Below are 15745 nucleotides of genomic sequence, written 5' to 3'. Positions count from 1 at the left end.
CGGCCGGCTAACCCGCCGGATCCGCCACTGTGACCCGCACGGAGCAGGCATCAGCCGCGGCCTTCTTCAACACCGCGGCCCGGGGTTCGGCAACGTCCAGGTAGGCAAGGCGGGGCAGGCGTGCGTATTCGCGCAGCAGGGGCTCGGCCAGGACGAGGTCCGCGAGGGTCCTGTCGCCCCCAGGCACCACATACTCGAAGGCGGTTGAGCGGAACACCTCCGCGGCCTGCTGTGCCACGGCCCCCACCAGGGCGTCCGCCTGGTTGGAACGGCGACGGGCAAACCGCTGCTGGGACTGGCCGCCCGCCGCGGTGCGGGACTGGACGTACCTGGTGCCGGCCTTGGACGCGAGCAGGGTGCCTTCGCTTGCCACCCCAACGCCATAACCACCCCGCCTTACCAGCAGCAGTCCCAGCCGGCGTGGTTGCGAGGCCAATGCAGCCAGCCGCTCCAGCGGCCCGGCGCCGCGGCCCGGCCGCCCATCAGCCGGCCACGGAGCCTGCAGGAGCGCCTCGGCGCCGTCGGCCGCCACAAGGAGCAGGCCGTCGTCGCCATCCTGGAGCCGGTAACCCCCGTGGGAGGTGCCGAAGCGCTCCGCCCAGCCCGCCAGCCGGGGACCGGACACGAATGCTGTCCGCACGGAAGACTGGGCGCCTGAGTGGCCGGCGGCGGGCATGGCGGTTCCTTTGGGTTTGGGGGAGGGGGAAAAGCAGGTGCTGGACTGGAAGTAGCCTATCTATGTGGATGATCTCTTCGGGAACGGGCCAGAAAACGACGACGACGACCGTCCCGCCGCGGGGGAGAGCGCCGGTTCCCGGGGCAAGGGTTCGCCGCGCAGTCCGCTGGCCGTCCGCATGCGGCCCCGCACCCTGGACGAGGTAGTAGGCCAGCAGCACTTGCTCGGCCAAGGGTCGCCGCTGCGCCAGCTGGCGGCCGGGGCAGGCGCGGACGCCGCCGGTCCGGCCGGACCCAGCTCCCTGATCCTGTGGGGCCCTCCGGGTACCGGCAAGACCACGCTGGCGCACGTCATTGCGCGCGGACCGGGTCGGAAGTTCGTTGAGCTGTCCGCCATCACTGCCGGCGTCAAGGATGTCCGGCGCGTCATGGACGACGCCCTCACCGCCCGCGACCTGTACAAGACCACCACGGTGCTGTTCCTGGACGAGATCCACCGCTTCAACAAGGCCCAGCAGGACGCCCTGCTGCCCGGTGTCGAAAACCGGTGGGTGGTCCTGGTGGCTGCCACCACGGAAAACCCCTCCTTCTCGGTGGTCTCACCGCTGCTCTCCCGCTCCCTGCTCCTGACGCTTAAGCCCCTGACCGATGCGGACATCGAGGGCCTCCTGGTGCGGGCCGTGGAGGACCCGCGCGGGCTGGGCGGCAAGGTCCGGCTCAGTGACGAAGCCCTGGACCACCTGGTCCGGCTTTCCGGCGGTGACGCGCGGCGGGCGCTGACTGCCCTGGAAGCCGCGGCGGGCGTCGCTTTCGGTGACGCGGACGACGTCGAACGTTCCGTGGCGGAGGAAGGCGCACCTTCCGCGCCTGCCGCCGAAGAGCCGGTCACCGTGGAGCTGCGCCACACCGAGCGCGCCCTGGATGCGGCCGCCGTCCGCTACGACCGCGCCGGCGACCAGCACTACGACGTGGCCAGCGCCTTCATCAAATCCATCAGGGGATCCGACGTAGACGCGGCCCTGCACTACCTCGCCCGGATGCTCGAGGCGGGGGAGGACCCCCGGTTCGTGGCCCGGCGGATCGTCATCTCCGCGGCCGAGGACGTGGGCATGGCGGACCCCACCGCGCTGCAGACCGCCGTCGCAGCAGCACAGGCGGTCCAGCTGATCGGCATGCCCGAGGGCCGGATCATCCTTGCCGAGGCTGTGGTCCACCTCGCCACCGCCCCCAAGTCGAACGCCGCCTACATGGGCATCAACAAAGCAATCGCGGATGTCCGGGCCGGCCTCGGCGTCGGAATCCCCGCCCACCTGCGCGATGCCCATTACCCCGGCTCCAAGCAGCTGGGCCACGGTGTCGGCTACAAGTACGCCCACGACGCGCCGCACGCAGTGGCCACCCAGCAGTACCCGCCCGATGACCTGGTGGGCCGCGACTACTACCAGCCCACCGGCAATGGTGCCGAACGGGACATCGCCCAACGGCTGGAGCGCCTGCGGAGGATTGTCCGGGGCACGTAACGCCGTGGTAAGCTAAATCTTTGTCTGGCAAGGCACGGACGCACAATCTCCCCAATTCAGGTTGGCAAGGTTATGCCCTGTGCCCAGTAGCAAAAGGCAGCGGTTGGCCGATGCTCTCCATCGTGGAGGCCAGTAACACTGACACACCGCAGATATTGGAAGGACACAAGTGGCTAACAACACTCGTGCTCGCCGTCAGGCCCGCCTCTCGCGGTCCCTCGGCATTGCTCTGACCCCCAAGGCCGCCAAGTACATGGAGCGCCGCCCGTACGGCCCCGGTGAGCATGGCCGTGCCCGCAAGAAGCAGGACTCCGACTACGCCGTACGCCTGCGCGAAAAGCAGCGCCTGCGCGCCCAGTACGGCATCCGCGAAGCACAGATGACCCGTGCCTTCGAAGAAGCCCGCCGCACCAAGGGCCTGACCGGTGAAAACCTCATCGAACTGCTCGAAATGCGCCTCGACGCCCTGGTCCTGCGTGCCGGCTTCGCCCGCACCATCGCCCAGGCCCGCCAGCTGGTTGTGCACCGCCACATCATGGTTGACGGCGTCCGCGTTGACCGTCCGTCGTTCCGCGTCGGCGAGGGCCAGCTGGTCCACGTCCACAGCCGCAGCGAAACCATGGTTCCGCTCCAGGTTGCCGCAGCCGGCGCCCACCGCGACGTCCTGCCTGCCGTTCCGGCCTACCTGGACGTCAAGCTGGAAGCCCTGCAGGCCCGCCTGGTCCGCCGCCCCAAGCGTTCCGAGATCCCGGTGACCTGCGAAGAGCAGCTCGTCGTCGAATTCTACGCACGCTAAATCCCAGCAGCGTACCCAAAGAAGCCCGTGGCAAGCGCCGCGGGCTTCTTTGTATGTAAGGTACTTGGGGGACATCTGCGCGGCGCCGCTTACGGGCGCCGGCAGGATGGAACCCAACCACGGAATTTCGAGGAGATGAACGTCTATGTCTGGTGGCGATATTGCCGGCCTGATCGCTGCCGGGGTGTTCGCGCTCCTGGTCCTGCTGCTTGCGGTCCCCATCCTGAAGCTGGGAAAAGTCTTCGATGAGGTGCGGACCACCATCAGGTCCCTGAGCGACGGCGCCACGCCCCTCATGGACGAGGTCACGGCCACCGTCTCCACCACCAACCAGCAGCTGAAGAAGGTGGACGGCATCTCGTCGAACGTCTCGGATGCCACGGCCAACATCTCCGCGCTGTCCTCGCTGGTCGCCGCAACGGTCGGCTCCCCGCTGATCAAGGTTGCCGCCTTCAGCTACGGCGTCCGCAGCGCCTTCGCCAACCGCCGGAAGCCCGCCGCCGGGCGCCGCAGCCGCTAGATCCGAAGAGAATAATCATGAAAAGAATTGTCTGGATGGGAATCGGCGTGGCCATCGGCGTCATTGCCTTCCGAAAAGTGAGCCAGGCCCAGGCCAGCCTGGGGCCGGAAGGCCTCAACCGCTCGGTGGGCCGGCTGGCCGACGGGGTCTACGACTTTGCCGACGCCGTCCGCGCAGGAATGCGGGAACGGGAAACCGACCTGAAGTCCGCCCTGGGCATCGAGTCCGCTGAAGTGGTCCGCCGCTAAGCCCGGGAGGGCATACCACCGGCAGCCAGCCAACAACCGGCAGGATCCCGTATCCGGGGTCAGGCCACCTGAACGAAATACCCGTGCCACCCCTCGGTGCGGACCAAGAAGGGTAAGAAAACAGCTCATGAAGTCGCAGGAGATCACAAAGCGCTGGGTGGACTTTTTTGTCAGCAAGGGCCACACCGCGGTTCCCTCCGCATCGCTGGTCTCCAGCGACCCCTCGCTGCTGTTCACGGTGGCCGGCATGGTCCCGTTCATTCCCTACCTCACCGCCCGCGAGGAAGCGCCCTACTCCCGCGCCACCAGCGTCCAGAAGTGCATCCGCACCGGCGACATCGAGGAAGTGGGCAAGACTGCACGGCACGGCACCTTCTTCCAGATGTGCGGCAACTTCTCCTTCGGCGACTACTTCAAGGAAGACGCCATCAAGTTCGCCTGGGAGCTGCTCACCACCAGCGTTGACGACGGCGGCTACGGACTTCCGCCCGAGAAGCTGTGGGTGACGGTCTACGAGGAGGACGACGAAGCCGAGGAACTGTGGCTGAAGAACACCGGCGTCCCCGCCGAACGCATCCAGCGCATGGGCAAGTCGGACAACTACTGGTCAACGGGCCAGCCCGGCCCGGCAGGACCCTGCTCCGAGATCTATTACGACCGCGGACCGGCCTACGGCATCGAAGGCGGACCGCTGGCTGACGAGACCCGCTACATCGAAATCTGGAACCTTGTGTTCATGCAGTACCAGATCGAGAACGTCCGCTCCAAGGTCGACTTCGACATCGTCGGTGAGCTGCCGAAGAAGAACATCGATACCGGCCTGGGCATGGAACGCCTCGCGATGATCCTGCAGGGCGTCGAGAACATGTACGAGACCGACCAGGTCCGCCCCGTGATCGACAAGGCCGCCGAACTCTCCGGCAAGGAGTACACCTCCGCGGAAACCGAGGAGGACCCGCACCACATCGACGACGTCCGCATGCGCGTGGTGGCGGACCACATCCGGTCGGCCCTCATGCTGATCTCCGACGGCGTCACACCGTCCAACGAGGGACGTGGCTACGTCCTGCGCCGCCTTATCCGCCGCGCCGTGCGTTCCATGCGCCTCCTCGGCGTCGAACAGGCCTGCCTGCCGGACCTGCTGCCCGCTTCACGCGACGCCATGAAGGGTGTCTACCCCGTGGTGGAAACCGATTTCGACCGGATCAGCCGTATCGCCTACGCCGAGGAGAAGGCGTTCCTGCGGACCATCGCCTCCGGCACCGCCCGGCTCGAGGACGCCGTCAAGGAGTCGAAGGCCGCCAACAAGCCCCTGTCCGGCGAGGATGCCTTCACCCTCCACGACACCTACGGTTTCCCGATCGACCTCACCCTTGAGATGGCCGAAGAAGCCGGCCTGAAGGTTGATGAGGCGGCATTCCGCAGCCTCATGCAGGAGCAGCGCCAGCGCGCCCAGGCCGACGCCAAGGGCAAGAAGGGCGGCCACGCCGACGTCAGCGTCTTCCAGGAAATCCTGGGCCAGGGCGAGACCGTCTTCACCGGGTACACCGAACTCGACGGCGAATCCCGCGTCCGGGGGCTGCTCAGCGCGGGCCGCCAGGTCCAGCAGGCATCCACCGGTGACGAGATCGAACTCGTCCTTGCCGAGACGCCGTTCTACGCCGAGGCCGGCGGCCAGGCCGCGGACACGGGCCTGATCACCGGTGACGGGTTCGTCGTCGAGGTCCTGGACGTCCAGCGCCCCGTGAAGGGACTGAGCGTACACAAGGCGATTGTCCGCGAAGGTGAAATCGGTGCCGACTCCCTGGTGCGCGCCGCCGTCGACCGTGAACGCCGCCATGCCGCCGAGCAGGCGCACACCGGCACGCACATCGTCCACGCCGCCCTGCACCAGATCCTTGGCCCGGAAGCTACCCAGCGCGGATCCTTCAACAAGGCCGGATACCTGCGCTTCGACTTTGCCTGGGGCGAGGGGCTGAGCACTGCCACGCGGTCCGAGATCGAAGAGGTTTCCAACCTTGCCATCCGCAACAACTACGCGGTGGAAACCAAGATCATGGGGCTGGCCGAGGCCAAGGCCATGGGCGCCATGGCGCTCTTCGGCGAGAACTACGGCAGCGAAGTGCGTGTCGTGGAGATCGACGGCGCCTGGTCCCGCGAGCTGTGCGGCGGCACCCACGTCGCCAACACCTCGCTGATCGGCAGCCTGTCCCTCCTGGGCGAACAGTCCGTAGGTTCAGGCAACCGGCGCGTGGAAGCCTTTGTTGGCATGGAGGCGTTCCGCCACCTTGCGGCCGAACGCGCACTGGTGACCGAGCTGACGGACCTCCTCAAGGTGCCGTCCGGCCAGCTCGCCGACCGGATTTCCGCAACCCTGGCCAAGCTCAAGGCCACGGAGAAGGAATTGGACCGGCTCCGCAAGGAACAGCTTGCAGCGTCGGCCGCGCAGCTGGTCAACACCGCCCGTGACGCCGGTGGAGTGCAGGTACTGGCGCACGACGCAGGCTCGGTCAGCGGCGCTGACGACCTCCGCGGCCTGGCCCTCGACCTCCGCAACCGCCTGGGGTCCGGTGCGGCAGCCGTGGCCGTCGCCGGCGTCGCCAATGACCGTCCCCTGATCCTGGTGGCCACCAACGAGGCAGCCAGGGAGGCAGGCGTGAAGGCCGGCGCCCTGGTCCGGGTCGCCGCGGGCGTCCTCGGCGGTGGCGGCGGTGGCAAGGACGACGTCGCCCAGGGCGGCGGAACCGACGCCGGAAAGGTCGGCGCTGCCCTGGCAGCCGTCGTCGACGCCATCTCAAGGCGATAACCCAACCATGACCAGTGCTGTTGCCGCCGGCGGCTACCCCCAGGGCGTAAAGCTGGGGGTGGACGTCGGCACCGTCCGCGTAGGCGTGGCCATCTGCGACCGCGATTCGATCCTGGCCACGCCCTACAAGACCCTCGACCGGAACGCCAGGAAGAATTCGGACGTACGCGTCATCGCCAAGCTCGCGGAGGAGCTGGAAGCCGTGCAGGTCATCGTCGGCCTGCCCAGGACCATGAAGGGCGAGGAACACGCGTCCGCCCGGATGGCCATGGACTACGCGCTGCTCCTTGCGGGAGAACTTGCCACGCGCGGCCTGGCGGTGCCGGTGAACCTCGTGGACGAACGCCTCAGCAGTGTCTCGGCCCACCGGAACCTGCACGAAGCTGGCATGAGCAGCAGGGACCACCGTAAAGTAGTTGATCAGGTCGCGGCGGCGGGAATTCTTCAGCACGCCATCGACATGCAGAAAGCCAGGGGAGCGGATGTCGGCTCACGCGTGACAGCGCCATCCCCGTCCGTGGACCTGGGGGCCGGTGGGGCGGACCAGCCCGTCCGCGCCATCCCCGCGGACACGAACCAATCTTCAGATAATGGAAGGCAACAGTGAGCCCTGCCAACATTGACGACACCTCCGGTCCGCTGGACCCCGGGGCCGGGAGGCCACTGACCCGCAAGGAACTGCGGGCCCGGGAGAAAAGCCTCAACACCGGAGGCCACGACGCCGTGCCCGAGCAGGCCTACGAAACCGGTGACGTCCCGCCGCCGCCCGCAGCGCCTCCGGCAGCCGCGGCGGCCGCGCCCACCTTTGCCCCGCATCCCGGTACGGGAGATGTCCCGGCAGCACCGCAAGCGCCACCGTCCATCCAGGACGACCAGACCGTGCACGCCACTTCCGACGAAGGTGCCGCCGGCACGCCGTCGCCCCTCGGGCAACCCGACGACGCCGCCCATCATGGGGAAGCGACGCACCACGCTGACGTCCCGCACCACCAGGACGAGGTCCACTACGCCGACGCGCACCACGACGACGTCCCGCACGACCAGGACGAGGTCCACTACGCCGACGCGCACCACGACGACGTCCCGCACCAGGACGCCCACCTCCACCACGAGGAGGACGTGCACGGCCACTACGGGTATGAGTCGGCGGATTACCACCATGACACCCACCCGGAGCCCACGCACGTGGACCCGGTAGCCGGAATCCTCCCGGCAGGATCCGCTGAAGTGGTGAAGCGGCCGTCCAAGAAGGTCCGGCGCCGCCGCAGGCTGCTGGCCCTGTTCCTGACCCTTGCTGTCTTCGTGACTGCGGTCGCCGTGGGCGCCCAGTTCCTCAAACCCCTGCTGGGCGACGGCAAGCCCTCGGACTTTCCGGGTCCCGGAACCGGCGAGGTGCACGTGACGGTTGCCAGCGGCGAGGGGACGCGCTCTGTCGCCGCCGAGCTGGAAAACCAGCGCGTCGTAGCCAACGCGGACACCTTCATGCAGGCGTTCCATGCCTCAGGGGCCACCTTGTCGCCGGGCGACTACGTGTTCAAGAACGAAATGAAGAACGCGGATGCCGTTAACGTCCTGGCCGGCAAGGACAAGACCAAAGTCATCTACTTTGCCCTGAGTGCGGGCCTGCGGATCAGCGAGTCCCTGCAGGCGATCTCCGAGGGCTCCGGAACTTCCATGCAGCAACTGCAGGCGCTCAGCGACCAACCCGCCCAGTTCGGCCTGCCCGCCAACGCCAAGAACCTTGAAGGCTACCTGGCTCCCGGTGAGTACCGCTTCCCGCTGGGCACCCCTGCCAAGGACATCCTGCAGGCCTTGGTGAAGGCCACCACCGACGAACTGGTATCGCAGGGCATCACCGATCCGGCCAAGCAGTACGAGGCCGTCATTGTGGCAAGCATCGTCCAGGCCGAAGGCGGCCAGGCCGACTACGGTGACGTTGCCGGCGCCATCTACAACCGGCTCAAGCCCAACGACCAGACCGGCGGATTCCTCCAGGTTGACTCGGCCGTCACGTACGGCCTGGGCACCCGGAGCTTCAACTTCACCGATGAGCAACGGAAGGACAAGTCCAACCCGTACAACACCTACGCCAACCCTGGACTGCCGCCCGGGCCCATCGGCTCACCGGGCAAGACCGCCATCGACGCTGCCGCCCGGCCCAAGGCCAACGATTACCTGTACTGGGTGACCGTGAACCTGGACACCAAGGAGACCAAGTTCGCCAAGACGCTGGCCGAACATAACACCTACGTTGAGCAGTACAACGCGTGGTGCCAGGCCAACGCGGGCCGCTGCACATGAGCCTGCGGGCTGCCGTCCTTGGCCACCCGATCAGCCACTCGAAGTCCCCGGCGCTGCACCTCTCTGCCTACGGGCAGCTCGGGGCGGGCATCAGCTACACAGCCATCGACGTCACTGAGGCGCTGCTGCCCTCGTTCATGCGACAGATCCGGAACCAGCCGGGCTGGCGGGGCCTCTCGGTGACCATGCCTTTGAAGACGGCCATGCTGGGTGAGGTGGACGAAGTACGCGGAGTGGCGCGGACCCTCGGCGTGGTCAACACCGTCACGTTCGAGGAAACGGCGGGCAGCGTCAGGACCGTAGGCTCGAATACGGACGTCACAGGCATCGTCAATGCCCTGCGCCACGCTGGCACCAAGGCAGCGCCGTCCGCCGTCATCCTTGGCGGCGGCGGAACAGCGGCATCCGCCATCGCTGCCCTGCAGGACCTGGGTACCGGCGCCGTGCAGGTCTTTGTCCGTGATGCGTCGCGGACGGCGGACGTACGTTCCGCCGCTGACAGCCTGGGCGTGGCCCTCGAAGTCCTTCCGCTGGCCGCGGCCGCCCGCCCCACTGCGGAGGCCGACGTCGTCATTTCGACCCTGCCGCCCCGCGCGGCGGACGGACTCGCCGCGGAAATTGCGGCGTTGAAGACCAGGACCCCCGGCGTACTGCTGGACGTTGCCTACGATCCGTGGCCCAGCCTGATCGCCTCCGTCTGGCAGGCCGGCGGGGGCGCCGTAGTGCCCGGCCTGGAGATGCTGCTCTACCAGGCCGTGGAACAGGTGCGGCTCTTCACCCGGCACGGGGAAGACGTTAATGCAGCTGTCATAGATGTGATGTGTGACGCAGTCGGCCTTGCCCGGCGGGCGTTCTGACCGCCCTACGTGGCAGGATGGAAATTATGCGTTGGTTGACTGCCGGTGAATCCCATGGCCCGGCTCTGATGGGAATTATTGAAGGCGTCCCCGCCGGTGTGGAAATCACCAGCGGCCACATTGCAGACTCCCTGGCCCGCCGCCGGCTTGGCTATGGACGTGGCGCGCGGATGAAGTTCGAGCAGGACGCGGTCACTATCCTCGGCGGTGTCCGGCACGGCTTGACCCAGGGCGGTCCTGTTGCCATTCAGGTGGGGAACACCGAATGGCCCAAGTGGGAGCAGATCATGTCCGCCGACCCAGTGGACGCGGAACTCCTCGCCGACCAGGCGCGCAACGCGCCCCTGACGCGGCCTCGCCCGGGGCACGCAGATTTCACGGGGATGCAGAAGTACGGCTTCGACGAAGCCCGCCCCGTGCTGGAGCGCGCCAGCGCACGGGAGACCGCCACCCGTGTGGCGCTGGGGACCGTGGCGGCCCAGTTCCTCAAGCACCTCGGCATTGAGCTTGTCAGCCATACCGTGTCCATCGCCAGCGTGACGGTACCTGAAGGCCGCCCGCTCCCCGTGCCCGGTGACGTCATCGCCCTCGACACAGACCCCCTGCGCTGCTTCGACCGCGAAACTTCGGACGCCATGGTGGCCGAAGTGGATGCCGCGCACAAGGAAGGCGAAACCCTGGGTGGCGTGGTGGAGGTGCTGGCATACGGGCTCCCGCCCGGACTGGGCAGCTACGTGCACTGGGACCGCCGCCTCGACGCCAGGCTGGCCGCAGCCCTCATGGGCATCCAGGCCATTAAGGGGGTTGAGGTCGGCGACGGCTTCCTGACTGCTGCACGCCGTGGCTCCGCAGCCCACGACGAAATCGTCAGGGACGGCGACGGCCGCATCGTCCGCGCCAGCAACCGCGCCGGCGGCATCGAAGGCGGCATGAGCATCGGCGATGTCCTCCGCGTCCGCGCTGCCATGAAGCCCATCGCCACGGTCCCTCGCGCCCTGCGGACCATCGACGTCAGCACCGGCGAGCCGGCCAAGGCACACCACCAGCGCTCGGACGTCTGCGCAGTTCCGGCCGCCGGCGTGGTGGCCGAGGCCATGGTGGCCTTGGTCCTCGCGGAAGCAGTCATCGAAAAGTTCGGCGGTGACTCCGTGGCGGAAACCGCGCGCAACATCAAGGGTTACCTGGACAGCATCCCGGCATCCCTGGACTCGATCGGCCAGTAGTGCTCCACCGCAGCAGTCCCGGACCTTTCGGCGACCGGCCGATTGTGCTCATCGGCCCGATGGCGGTGGGCAAATCGGCCATCGGACAGCAGCTCGCCCAGCAGGTCGGCGCCCGGTTCATCGACACGGACGCGGTGATCGTTGCCGGCCACGGGTCCATCGCCGACATCTTCGCAGGACGCGGCGAACACGCGTTCCGGGAGATCGAGGCCAGGACCGTTGCCGACGCCGTGGAGGAAGCCGAAGGCACGCCCACGATCATCTCGCTGGGCGGCGGGGCGGTCCTTGACTCGGGGACGCAGCAACTGATTAGCCGCTGCACCGTTGTGTACCTGGAGTGCGACGCCGATACCGTGGCGGACCGGATAGCCCGGAACTCCGGCCGTCCCCTCCTCGCCGGCGATGCCATGGGCCGCTGGACGGCAATGTTCGCCACCCGCAGGCCGGTCTACGAGAGGCTGGCCGACATCACCCTGGACGTCCGCCACGGCTCAATACCTGAGCTCGGAGGACGGCTGGAAGCAGCACTGCGGAACCACGCAGCTGCCAAACAGGAAGTTGAAAAGTGAACACGCAATCAACAGTGATCAACGTCACCGGCGAAGGTGCCGGCAACAACTACGGCGTCGTCGTCGGGCGCGGCCTGCTTCGTGACCTTCCCGGGCTGCTCGGGGAGCGCGTCCGGCGGGTCCTGGTAATCCACCCCCGCGCCCTTCGCCTCACCGGAGACACCGTCCGGGACGAACTCGCCGCTGCCGGCTTCACCTCCCTCACTGCCGAAATCCCGGACGCGGAAGAAGGCAAGCACATCCAGGTGGCCGCTTTCTGCTGGCAGGTCCTCGGCCAGAACGATTTCACCCGTTCCGACGCCATTGTCGCCGTGGGCGGGGGAGCGGTGACCGACCTTGCCGGTTTCGTCGCCGCCACCTGGCTGCGCGGGGTCAAGGTCATCCACATGCCCACCAGCCTGCTGGGCATGGTGGACGCGTCCGTAGGCGGAAAGACCGGCATCAACACCGCCGAAGGCAAGAACCTGGTGGGTGCCTTCCACCCGCCCGCAGCCGTCCTGGCGGACCTGGACACCCTGGACACGCTGCCGAAGAACGAAATCATTTCCGGCCTGGCCGAGGTCATCAAGTGCGGCTTCATCGCCGATCCCGCCATCCTCGACCTGGTCGAAAAGGACCCGGCCGCCGTGGTGGACCCCCGATCCGAAGCGCTCCGCGAACTCATTGAACGGGCCATCGCAGTCAAGGCGAAGGTGGTCTCCGAGGACCTCAAGGAGTCCGGCCTGCGGGAGATCCTGAACTACGGCCACACGCTGGGCCACGCCATCGAACTGGTGGAACGCTATTCCTGGCGGCACGGGGCCGCCGTGTCCGTCGGCATGATGTTCGCCGCGGAACTCGCCCGCAGCGTCGGGCGGCTCAGCGATGCCGACGCCGACCGGCACCGCAGCATCCTTGACGGGCTTGGGCTTCCGGTCACCTACCGCCGGGACCGGTGGCAGGGCCTGCTCGACGGCATGCGCCGTGACAAGAAATCCCGGGGGGACCTGCTGCGCTTCGTCGTCCTGGACGGCGTCGCCAAGCCTGGAATCCTCGACGTCCCGGACACGTCGCTGCTCTTCGCCGCCTACCAGGAGATTGCTTCCTGATGCAGGGCGACATGAGTGGGACCGCTGACTGGCCCGAGGCCGGGTTCCCTGGAATCAGGATCAACCCGGATACCCTCCGCCCGCAGATCATCAACGAGGACGCGGTCAGGGAAGCCCTGGCCACCTCCACCGACCCTGCAGACCCGATCTTCGTGCTGCTGGTGGAGGGCCATGCCTCCGACGCCGCCGAACTGCTCGCCGAAGCACGGTTCAAGGACCCGGAATCATTCCGGCTGCGCCTATTCGAGGCCGAAGTGCTGAGCGTCTCGCACCGAATGGACCGCGCCATCGAGCTGTTCCGCCAACTTGTAGCCGAGGTCCACGGGACATCCCGCGAAGCGCCTGCACTGCAATACCTGGGACGCACGCAATACGCGGCCGGACAGACCTCGGCAGCCGTTGAGTCCTTTTCCAAGGCCCTGGACCTCCGGGTGGCACAGTCGGCGGATGCGGCCCAGATTTACTCCTCCACCGTTGCCTTGCAGCGGGCCCGGGACGTCCTGGACCTGGCCTGCTGAGCCCCGTCCTGGAGCCGCGGAAAGGCTGCCGGGTATTTACCGGTACAATGGTTGTGGAATTTTTGCATCCACGCGATTTTTGACAAACACGTGCAGGCGGGCCGTTGCGGCGTGCCCGCCCGGTATACAGCATCTGACCACGCGGCCAGACAAAGAAACCAGAGGAAACCAGTGGCAACCACTAACGACATTAAGAACGGAACGGTCCTGAAGCTCGAGGGCCAGCTCTGGAACGTCATCGAATTCCAGCACGTCAAGCCCGGCAAGGGTGGCGCCTTTGTGCGGACCAAGATGCGCAACGTGATGTCCGGCAAGGTTGTTGACAAGACGTTCAACGCCGGGCTCAAGATCGAGACGGCCACCGTGGACCGCCGTGACTACCAGTACCTGTACCAGGACGGTGCGGATTTCGTGTTCATGGACACCTCCGACTACGACCAGATCACGGTTTCCGGCGCCACGGTCGGCGACGCCACCAACTTCATGCTCGAAAACCAGATGGTCAACATTGCCATCCATGACGGCAACCCCCTCTACATCGAACTGCCGCCGAGCGTCGTCCTCGAAATCACCTACACGGAGCCGGGCCTGCAGGGCGACCGTTCCTCCGCAGGCACCAAGCCCGCCACCCTGGAGACCGGCTACGAAATCCAGGTCCCGCTGTTCATCGAGAACAACACCAAGGTCAAGGTGGACACCCGCGACGGCAGCTACCTGGGCCGGGTTTCTGAGTAGTGAGCGCCCGCGGTAAAGCCCGCAGCAGGGCACTGGATGTTCTTTTCGAAGCGGAGCAGCGCTCTGTTTCAGCGTTCGACGTGCTTCGCGCACGCCGGGAAAAGACCGACCAGGTGGTCAACCCCTACACCCTGGAAATCGTTGAAGGCGTAGTCTCCCAGCAGGCGGCCATCGACGAGTTCCTGGAGACTTACTCGCAGGGCTGGACCCTGGAGCGCATGCCTTCCGTGGACCGCATCATCCTGCGCATCGGCACCTGGGAGCTCCTATACAACGACGACGTCCCTGACGGAGTGGCGGTCAGCGAGGCAGTTGCGCTGGCCAAGACGTTGTCCACCGACGAGTCTCCGCAGTTCATCAACGGACTGCTGGGCCGGCTGCAGCAGTTGAAGCCCTCACTGCTCGCCTGACCCGCAGGACAACGCACCTCACGCAGAAGGCCCCGCCACCGGCGGGGCCTTCTGCGTTTCCCGGTGACCGTCAGCCGGCCACCGCCGCGCGCAGGGAAAGGATGTGCTGGAGCTGCTGCCGCTCCTCGGCCTGGTGCAGCGGTACGTCGCGTCCGCTGAGGATGCGCTGCCGGGTGTTGGCCAGCTGGGTGGCTGCCTTCAGGAACTGCTTCATCTGTCGCTTCCGTCCCGACCTGGCAGCCCATGCCAGGGCTGTGCGCCGGCCACCCCGCGTAGCCAGCAACTGGACTTCGGTCGGGGTGAACCAGCCCGCGGCCGAGTACTCCAACAGGCGCTGGCGGGTCAGCCGTTTCTCGGCCACCCGCAGGAAGATGATGCCACCCACCGCGAGCAGGAAGATCGGTACCTGGACCACGATGTAGTCCAGCAGGAACCCCTGGCCCATGCTGTTCCATCTGTTGTGCAGGAACATGGCCGGCAGCAGTCCCACGAAGAATGCACCGATCGATGCGCCGGTATGCCACCGTCGGGCGGCGAAACCCATCACAAGTCCTGTGGTGCCGGTGAAGATCGCATGGGCAAACGGGGACATGACGCCGCGGAGGAAGAAGACCTGGGCCAGGCCGCTGGCAGGGGATGCGGACTCTGCAATGGCACGGCCGAAGTAGAGGATGTTTTCGGTGAACGCGAATCCGCCGGCGATGGTGAAGGCAAACACCACGCCGTCCACGGGGCCGTCGAATTGCCGGCGCGCCGCAAGGAGGAGGATCAGCAACCCAAGCGATTTGGCGAATTCCTCAACGATGGGCGCCTGCACGGTTGCCATGTAGGTCCGCAGGTCCGGTTCGCCCGTGAACTGGAACGCGAAGACGAAGAACGGCTGGATCAGGAGCGTCACGGCAACGGACACCGCCGCACCCCACGTGAAAGCGAAGAACAGCAGGCGCTTGGGCTCCGGCTCCCACCTGTCGATGATGTGGACGGCAGCCAGGACCACGGCCAGGGGGACCAGGGACGCCAGGAAGCCGATCAGGAAGCCTGCGGCGCCGGTGTTGGACAGCAGAAACGGCACCACCAGGAACAGGCTGAGGAAAGCCAGTATGCCGCCGGCCACCGAGAGCCCCACCAGGCCGCCGCGGGTTCGGGACGCCTGCAGCCCCGTTGCCTGGGCAGGGGCCATCACAGCCAGCGGCTGGCCCTGGTGGCCCGGGGCCGTCCGGTAATGCTCCGGGTGCACGTGGCCCATCCAGCTCGGATTGGCCTGCTGCGGGAGGGGGCCGGGAGCGCCGCGGTAGGGGTCGTCGGGAAGCCCGGAAGGGGGTTGCTGCGGGTACATCGCCATATCCGAAAGCCTAGGCGCGTACCTCCGCACCACAAAGGACCCCGGCATCGGGCCCCGGGAATGTGACCAGCGCCGCGTTCCCACGGCACCGGACCGGGATAGTCCGTGTGGTAATTTTGAACAGCAAACATTCCTTT

16 protein-coding genes are annotated in these 15745 nt (G+C 67.0%); 14 read left to right on the top strand and 2 right to left on the bottom strand.

The genetic code is table 11. The annotated features are described in order from the left end of the window. Positions 1 to 7: 7 nt before the first annotated feature. Positions 8 to 676, bottom strand: a complete 669-nt coding sequence (locus tag ACZ9J7_RS17735; protein ID WP_476211258.1) for an acVLRF1 family peptidyl-tRNA hydrolase — start codon at positions 674 to 676, stop codon at positions 8 to 10. 64 nt (positions 677 to 740) lie between these two features. Here ACZ9J7_RS17735 and ACZ9J7_RS17730 point away from each other — a divergent pair, with 64 nt between their 5' ends. The 14 genes from ACZ9J7_RS17730 (at position 741) to nusB (ending at position 14266) form a co-directional block, all read left to right on the top strand. After that, on the top strand, positions 741 to 2195 hold the full coding sequence (locus ACZ9J7_RS17730) for a replication-associated recombination protein A (RefSeq protein WP_476211256.1): 1455 nt from the start codon (positions 741 to 743) through the stop codon (positions 2193 to 2195). A gap of 169 nt (positions 2196 to 2364) precedes the next feature. Next, positions 2365 to 2991 (top strand): 30S ribosomal protein S4, encoded by a 627-nt coding sequence (gene rpsD, locus ACZ9J7_RS17725; RefSeq protein ID WP_009357431.1) that lies wholly within the window; start codon positions 2365 to 2367, stop codon positions 2989 to 2991. Between the two features lie 145 nt (positions 2992 to 3136). After that, entirely contained in the window at positions 3137 to 3511 is a 375-nt protein-coding gene (locus ACZ9J7_RS17720) for a DUF948 domain-containing protein (protein ID WP_476211254.1), read from the top strand. A gap of 17 nt (positions 3512 to 3528) precedes the next feature. Continuing rightward, positions 3529 to 3759, top strand: coding sequence for a DUF6167 family protein (locus ACZ9J7_RS17715; protein WP_476211252.1), 231 nt, complete (start codon positions 3529 to 3531; stop codon positions 3757 to 3759). A gap of 127 nt (positions 3760 to 3886) precedes the next feature. Next, a complete protein-coding gene (alaS, locus tag ACZ9J7_RS17710; RefSeq protein ID WP_476211250.1) occupies positions 3887 to 6565 on the top strand; it encodes an alanine--tRNA ligase in 2679 nt (892 codons plus the stop codon). A gap of 7 nt (positions 6566 to 6572) precedes the next feature. Further along, positions 6573 to 7172 carry a Holliday junction resolvase RuvX gene (gene ruvX, locus ACZ9J7_RS17705; RefSeq protein ID WP_476211248.1) on the top strand — a complete coding sequence of 200 codons (600 nt, stop codon included), beginning with the start codon at positions 6573 to 6575 and terminating at the stop codon, positions 7170 to 7172. Further along, the gene (mltG, locus tag ACZ9J7_RS17700; RefSeq protein ID WP_476211246.1) at positions 7169 to 8866 is read left to right on the top strand and encodes an endolytic transglycosylase MltG; all 1698 of its coding nucleotides are present in this window, start codon (positions 7169 to 7171) and stop codon (positions 8864 to 8866) included. Before ruvX ends, mltG begins: the two co-directional genes overlap by 4 nt. Continuing rightward, a complete protein-coding gene (locus tag ACZ9J7_RS17695; RefSeq protein ID WP_476211244.1) occupies positions 8863 to 9723 on the top strand; it encodes a shikimate dehydrogenase in 861 nt (286 codons plus the stop codon). The genes mltG and ACZ9J7_RS17695 overlap by 4 nt, the downstream gene beginning before the upstream one ends. A 23-nt stretch (positions 9724 to 9746) precedes the next feature. Beyond that, positions 9747 to 10946 (top strand): chorismate synthase, encoded by a 1200-nt coding sequence (gene aroC, locus ACZ9J7_RS17690; RefSeq protein ID WP_476211891.1) that lies wholly within the window; start codon positions 9747 to 9749, stop codon positions 10944 to 10946. Further along, positions 10946 to 11515 carry a shikimate kinase gene (locus ACZ9J7_RS17685; protein ID WP_476211243.1) on the top strand — a complete coding sequence of 190 codons (570 nt, stop codon included), beginning with the start codon at positions 10946 to 10948 and terminating at the stop codon, positions 11513 to 11515. The genes aroC and ACZ9J7_RS17685 overlap by 1 nt, the downstream gene beginning before the upstream one ends. Then, positions 11512 to 12603 carry a 3-dehydroquinate synthase gene (gene aroB, locus ACZ9J7_RS17680; protein ID WP_476211241.1) on the top strand — a complete coding sequence of 364 codons (1092 nt, stop codon included), beginning with the start codon at positions 11512 to 11514 and terminating at the stop codon, positions 12601 to 12603. Before ACZ9J7_RS17685 ends, aroB begins: the two co-directional genes overlap by 4 nt. Beyond that, positions 12603 to 13121, top strand: coding sequence for a tetratricopeptide repeat protein (locus ACZ9J7_RS17675; protein ID WP_476211240.1), 519 nt, complete (start codon positions 12603 to 12605; stop codon positions 13119 to 13121). The genes aroB and ACZ9J7_RS17675 overlap by 1 nt, the downstream gene beginning before the upstream one ends. 171 nt (positions 13122 to 13292) lie before the next feature. Beyond that, a complete protein-coding gene (gene efp, locus ACZ9J7_RS17670) occupies positions 13293 to 13856 on the top strand; it encodes an elongation factor P (RefSeq protein WP_141160347.1) in 564 nt (187 codons plus the stop codon). Beyond that, a complete protein-coding gene (gene nusB / locus ACZ9J7_RS17665) occupies positions 13856 to 14266 on the top strand; it encodes a transcription antitermination factor NusB (RefSeq protein ID WP_141160348.1) in 411 nt (136 codons plus the stop codon). Before efp ends, nusB begins: the two co-directional genes overlap by 1 nt. A 70-nt stretch (positions 14267 to 14336) precedes the next feature. Here nusB and ACZ9J7_RS17660 read toward each other — a convergent pair whose 3' ends face one another. Continuing rightward, complete coding sequence (locus tag ACZ9J7_RS17660; RefSeq protein ID WP_476211237.1) at positions 14337 to 15608, bottom strand: PrsW family intramembrane metalloprotease; 1272 nt, start codon at positions 15606 to 15608, stop codon at positions 14337 to 14339. Positions 15609 to 15745 lie beyond the last annotated feature (137 nt).

The organism is Pseudarthrobacter sp. TE9888, from assembly GCF_056279345.1.
This window is presented reverse-complemented; position numbering and strand designations above follow the sequence as displayed.

What these genes read in the sequence shown, in the direction of transcription:
- ACZ9J7_RS17735 (WP_476211258.1), bottom strand. Translation starts at nt 676, where the DNA reads ATGCCCGCCGCCGGCCACTCAGGCGCCCAGTCTTCCGTGCGGACAGCA.
- ACZ9J7_RS17720 (WP_476211254.1), top strand. Translation starts at nt 3,137, where the DNA reads ATGTCTGGTGGCGATATTGCCGGCCTGATCGCTGCCGGGGTGTTCGCG.
- ACZ9J7_RS17715 (WP_476211252.1), top strand. Translation starts at nt 3,529, where the DNA reads ATGAAAAGAATTGTCTGGATGGGAATCGGCGTGGCCATCGGCGTCATT.
- alaS (WP_476211250.1), top strand. Translation starts at nt 3,887, where the DNA reads ATGAAGTCGCAGGAGATCACAAAGCGCTGGGTGGACTTTTTTGTCAGC.
- ruvX (WP_476211248.1), top strand. Translation starts at nt 6,573, where the DNA reads ATGACCAGTGCTGTTGCCGCCGGCGGCTACCCCCAGGGCGTAAAGCTG.
- ACZ9J7_RS17695 (WP_476211244.1), top strand. Translation starts at nt 8,863, where the DNA reads ATGAGCCTGCGGGCTGCCGTCCTTGGCCACCCGATCAGCCACTCGAAG.
- ACZ9J7_RS17675 (WP_476211240.1), top strand. Translation starts at nt 12,603, where the DNA reads ATGCAGGGCGACATGAGTGGGACCGCTGACTGGCCCGAGGCCGGGTTC.
- ACZ9J7_RS17660 (WP_476211237.1), bottom strand. Translation starts at nt 15,608, where the DNA reads ATGGCGATGTACCCGCAGCAACCCCCTTCCGGGCTTCCCGACGACCCC.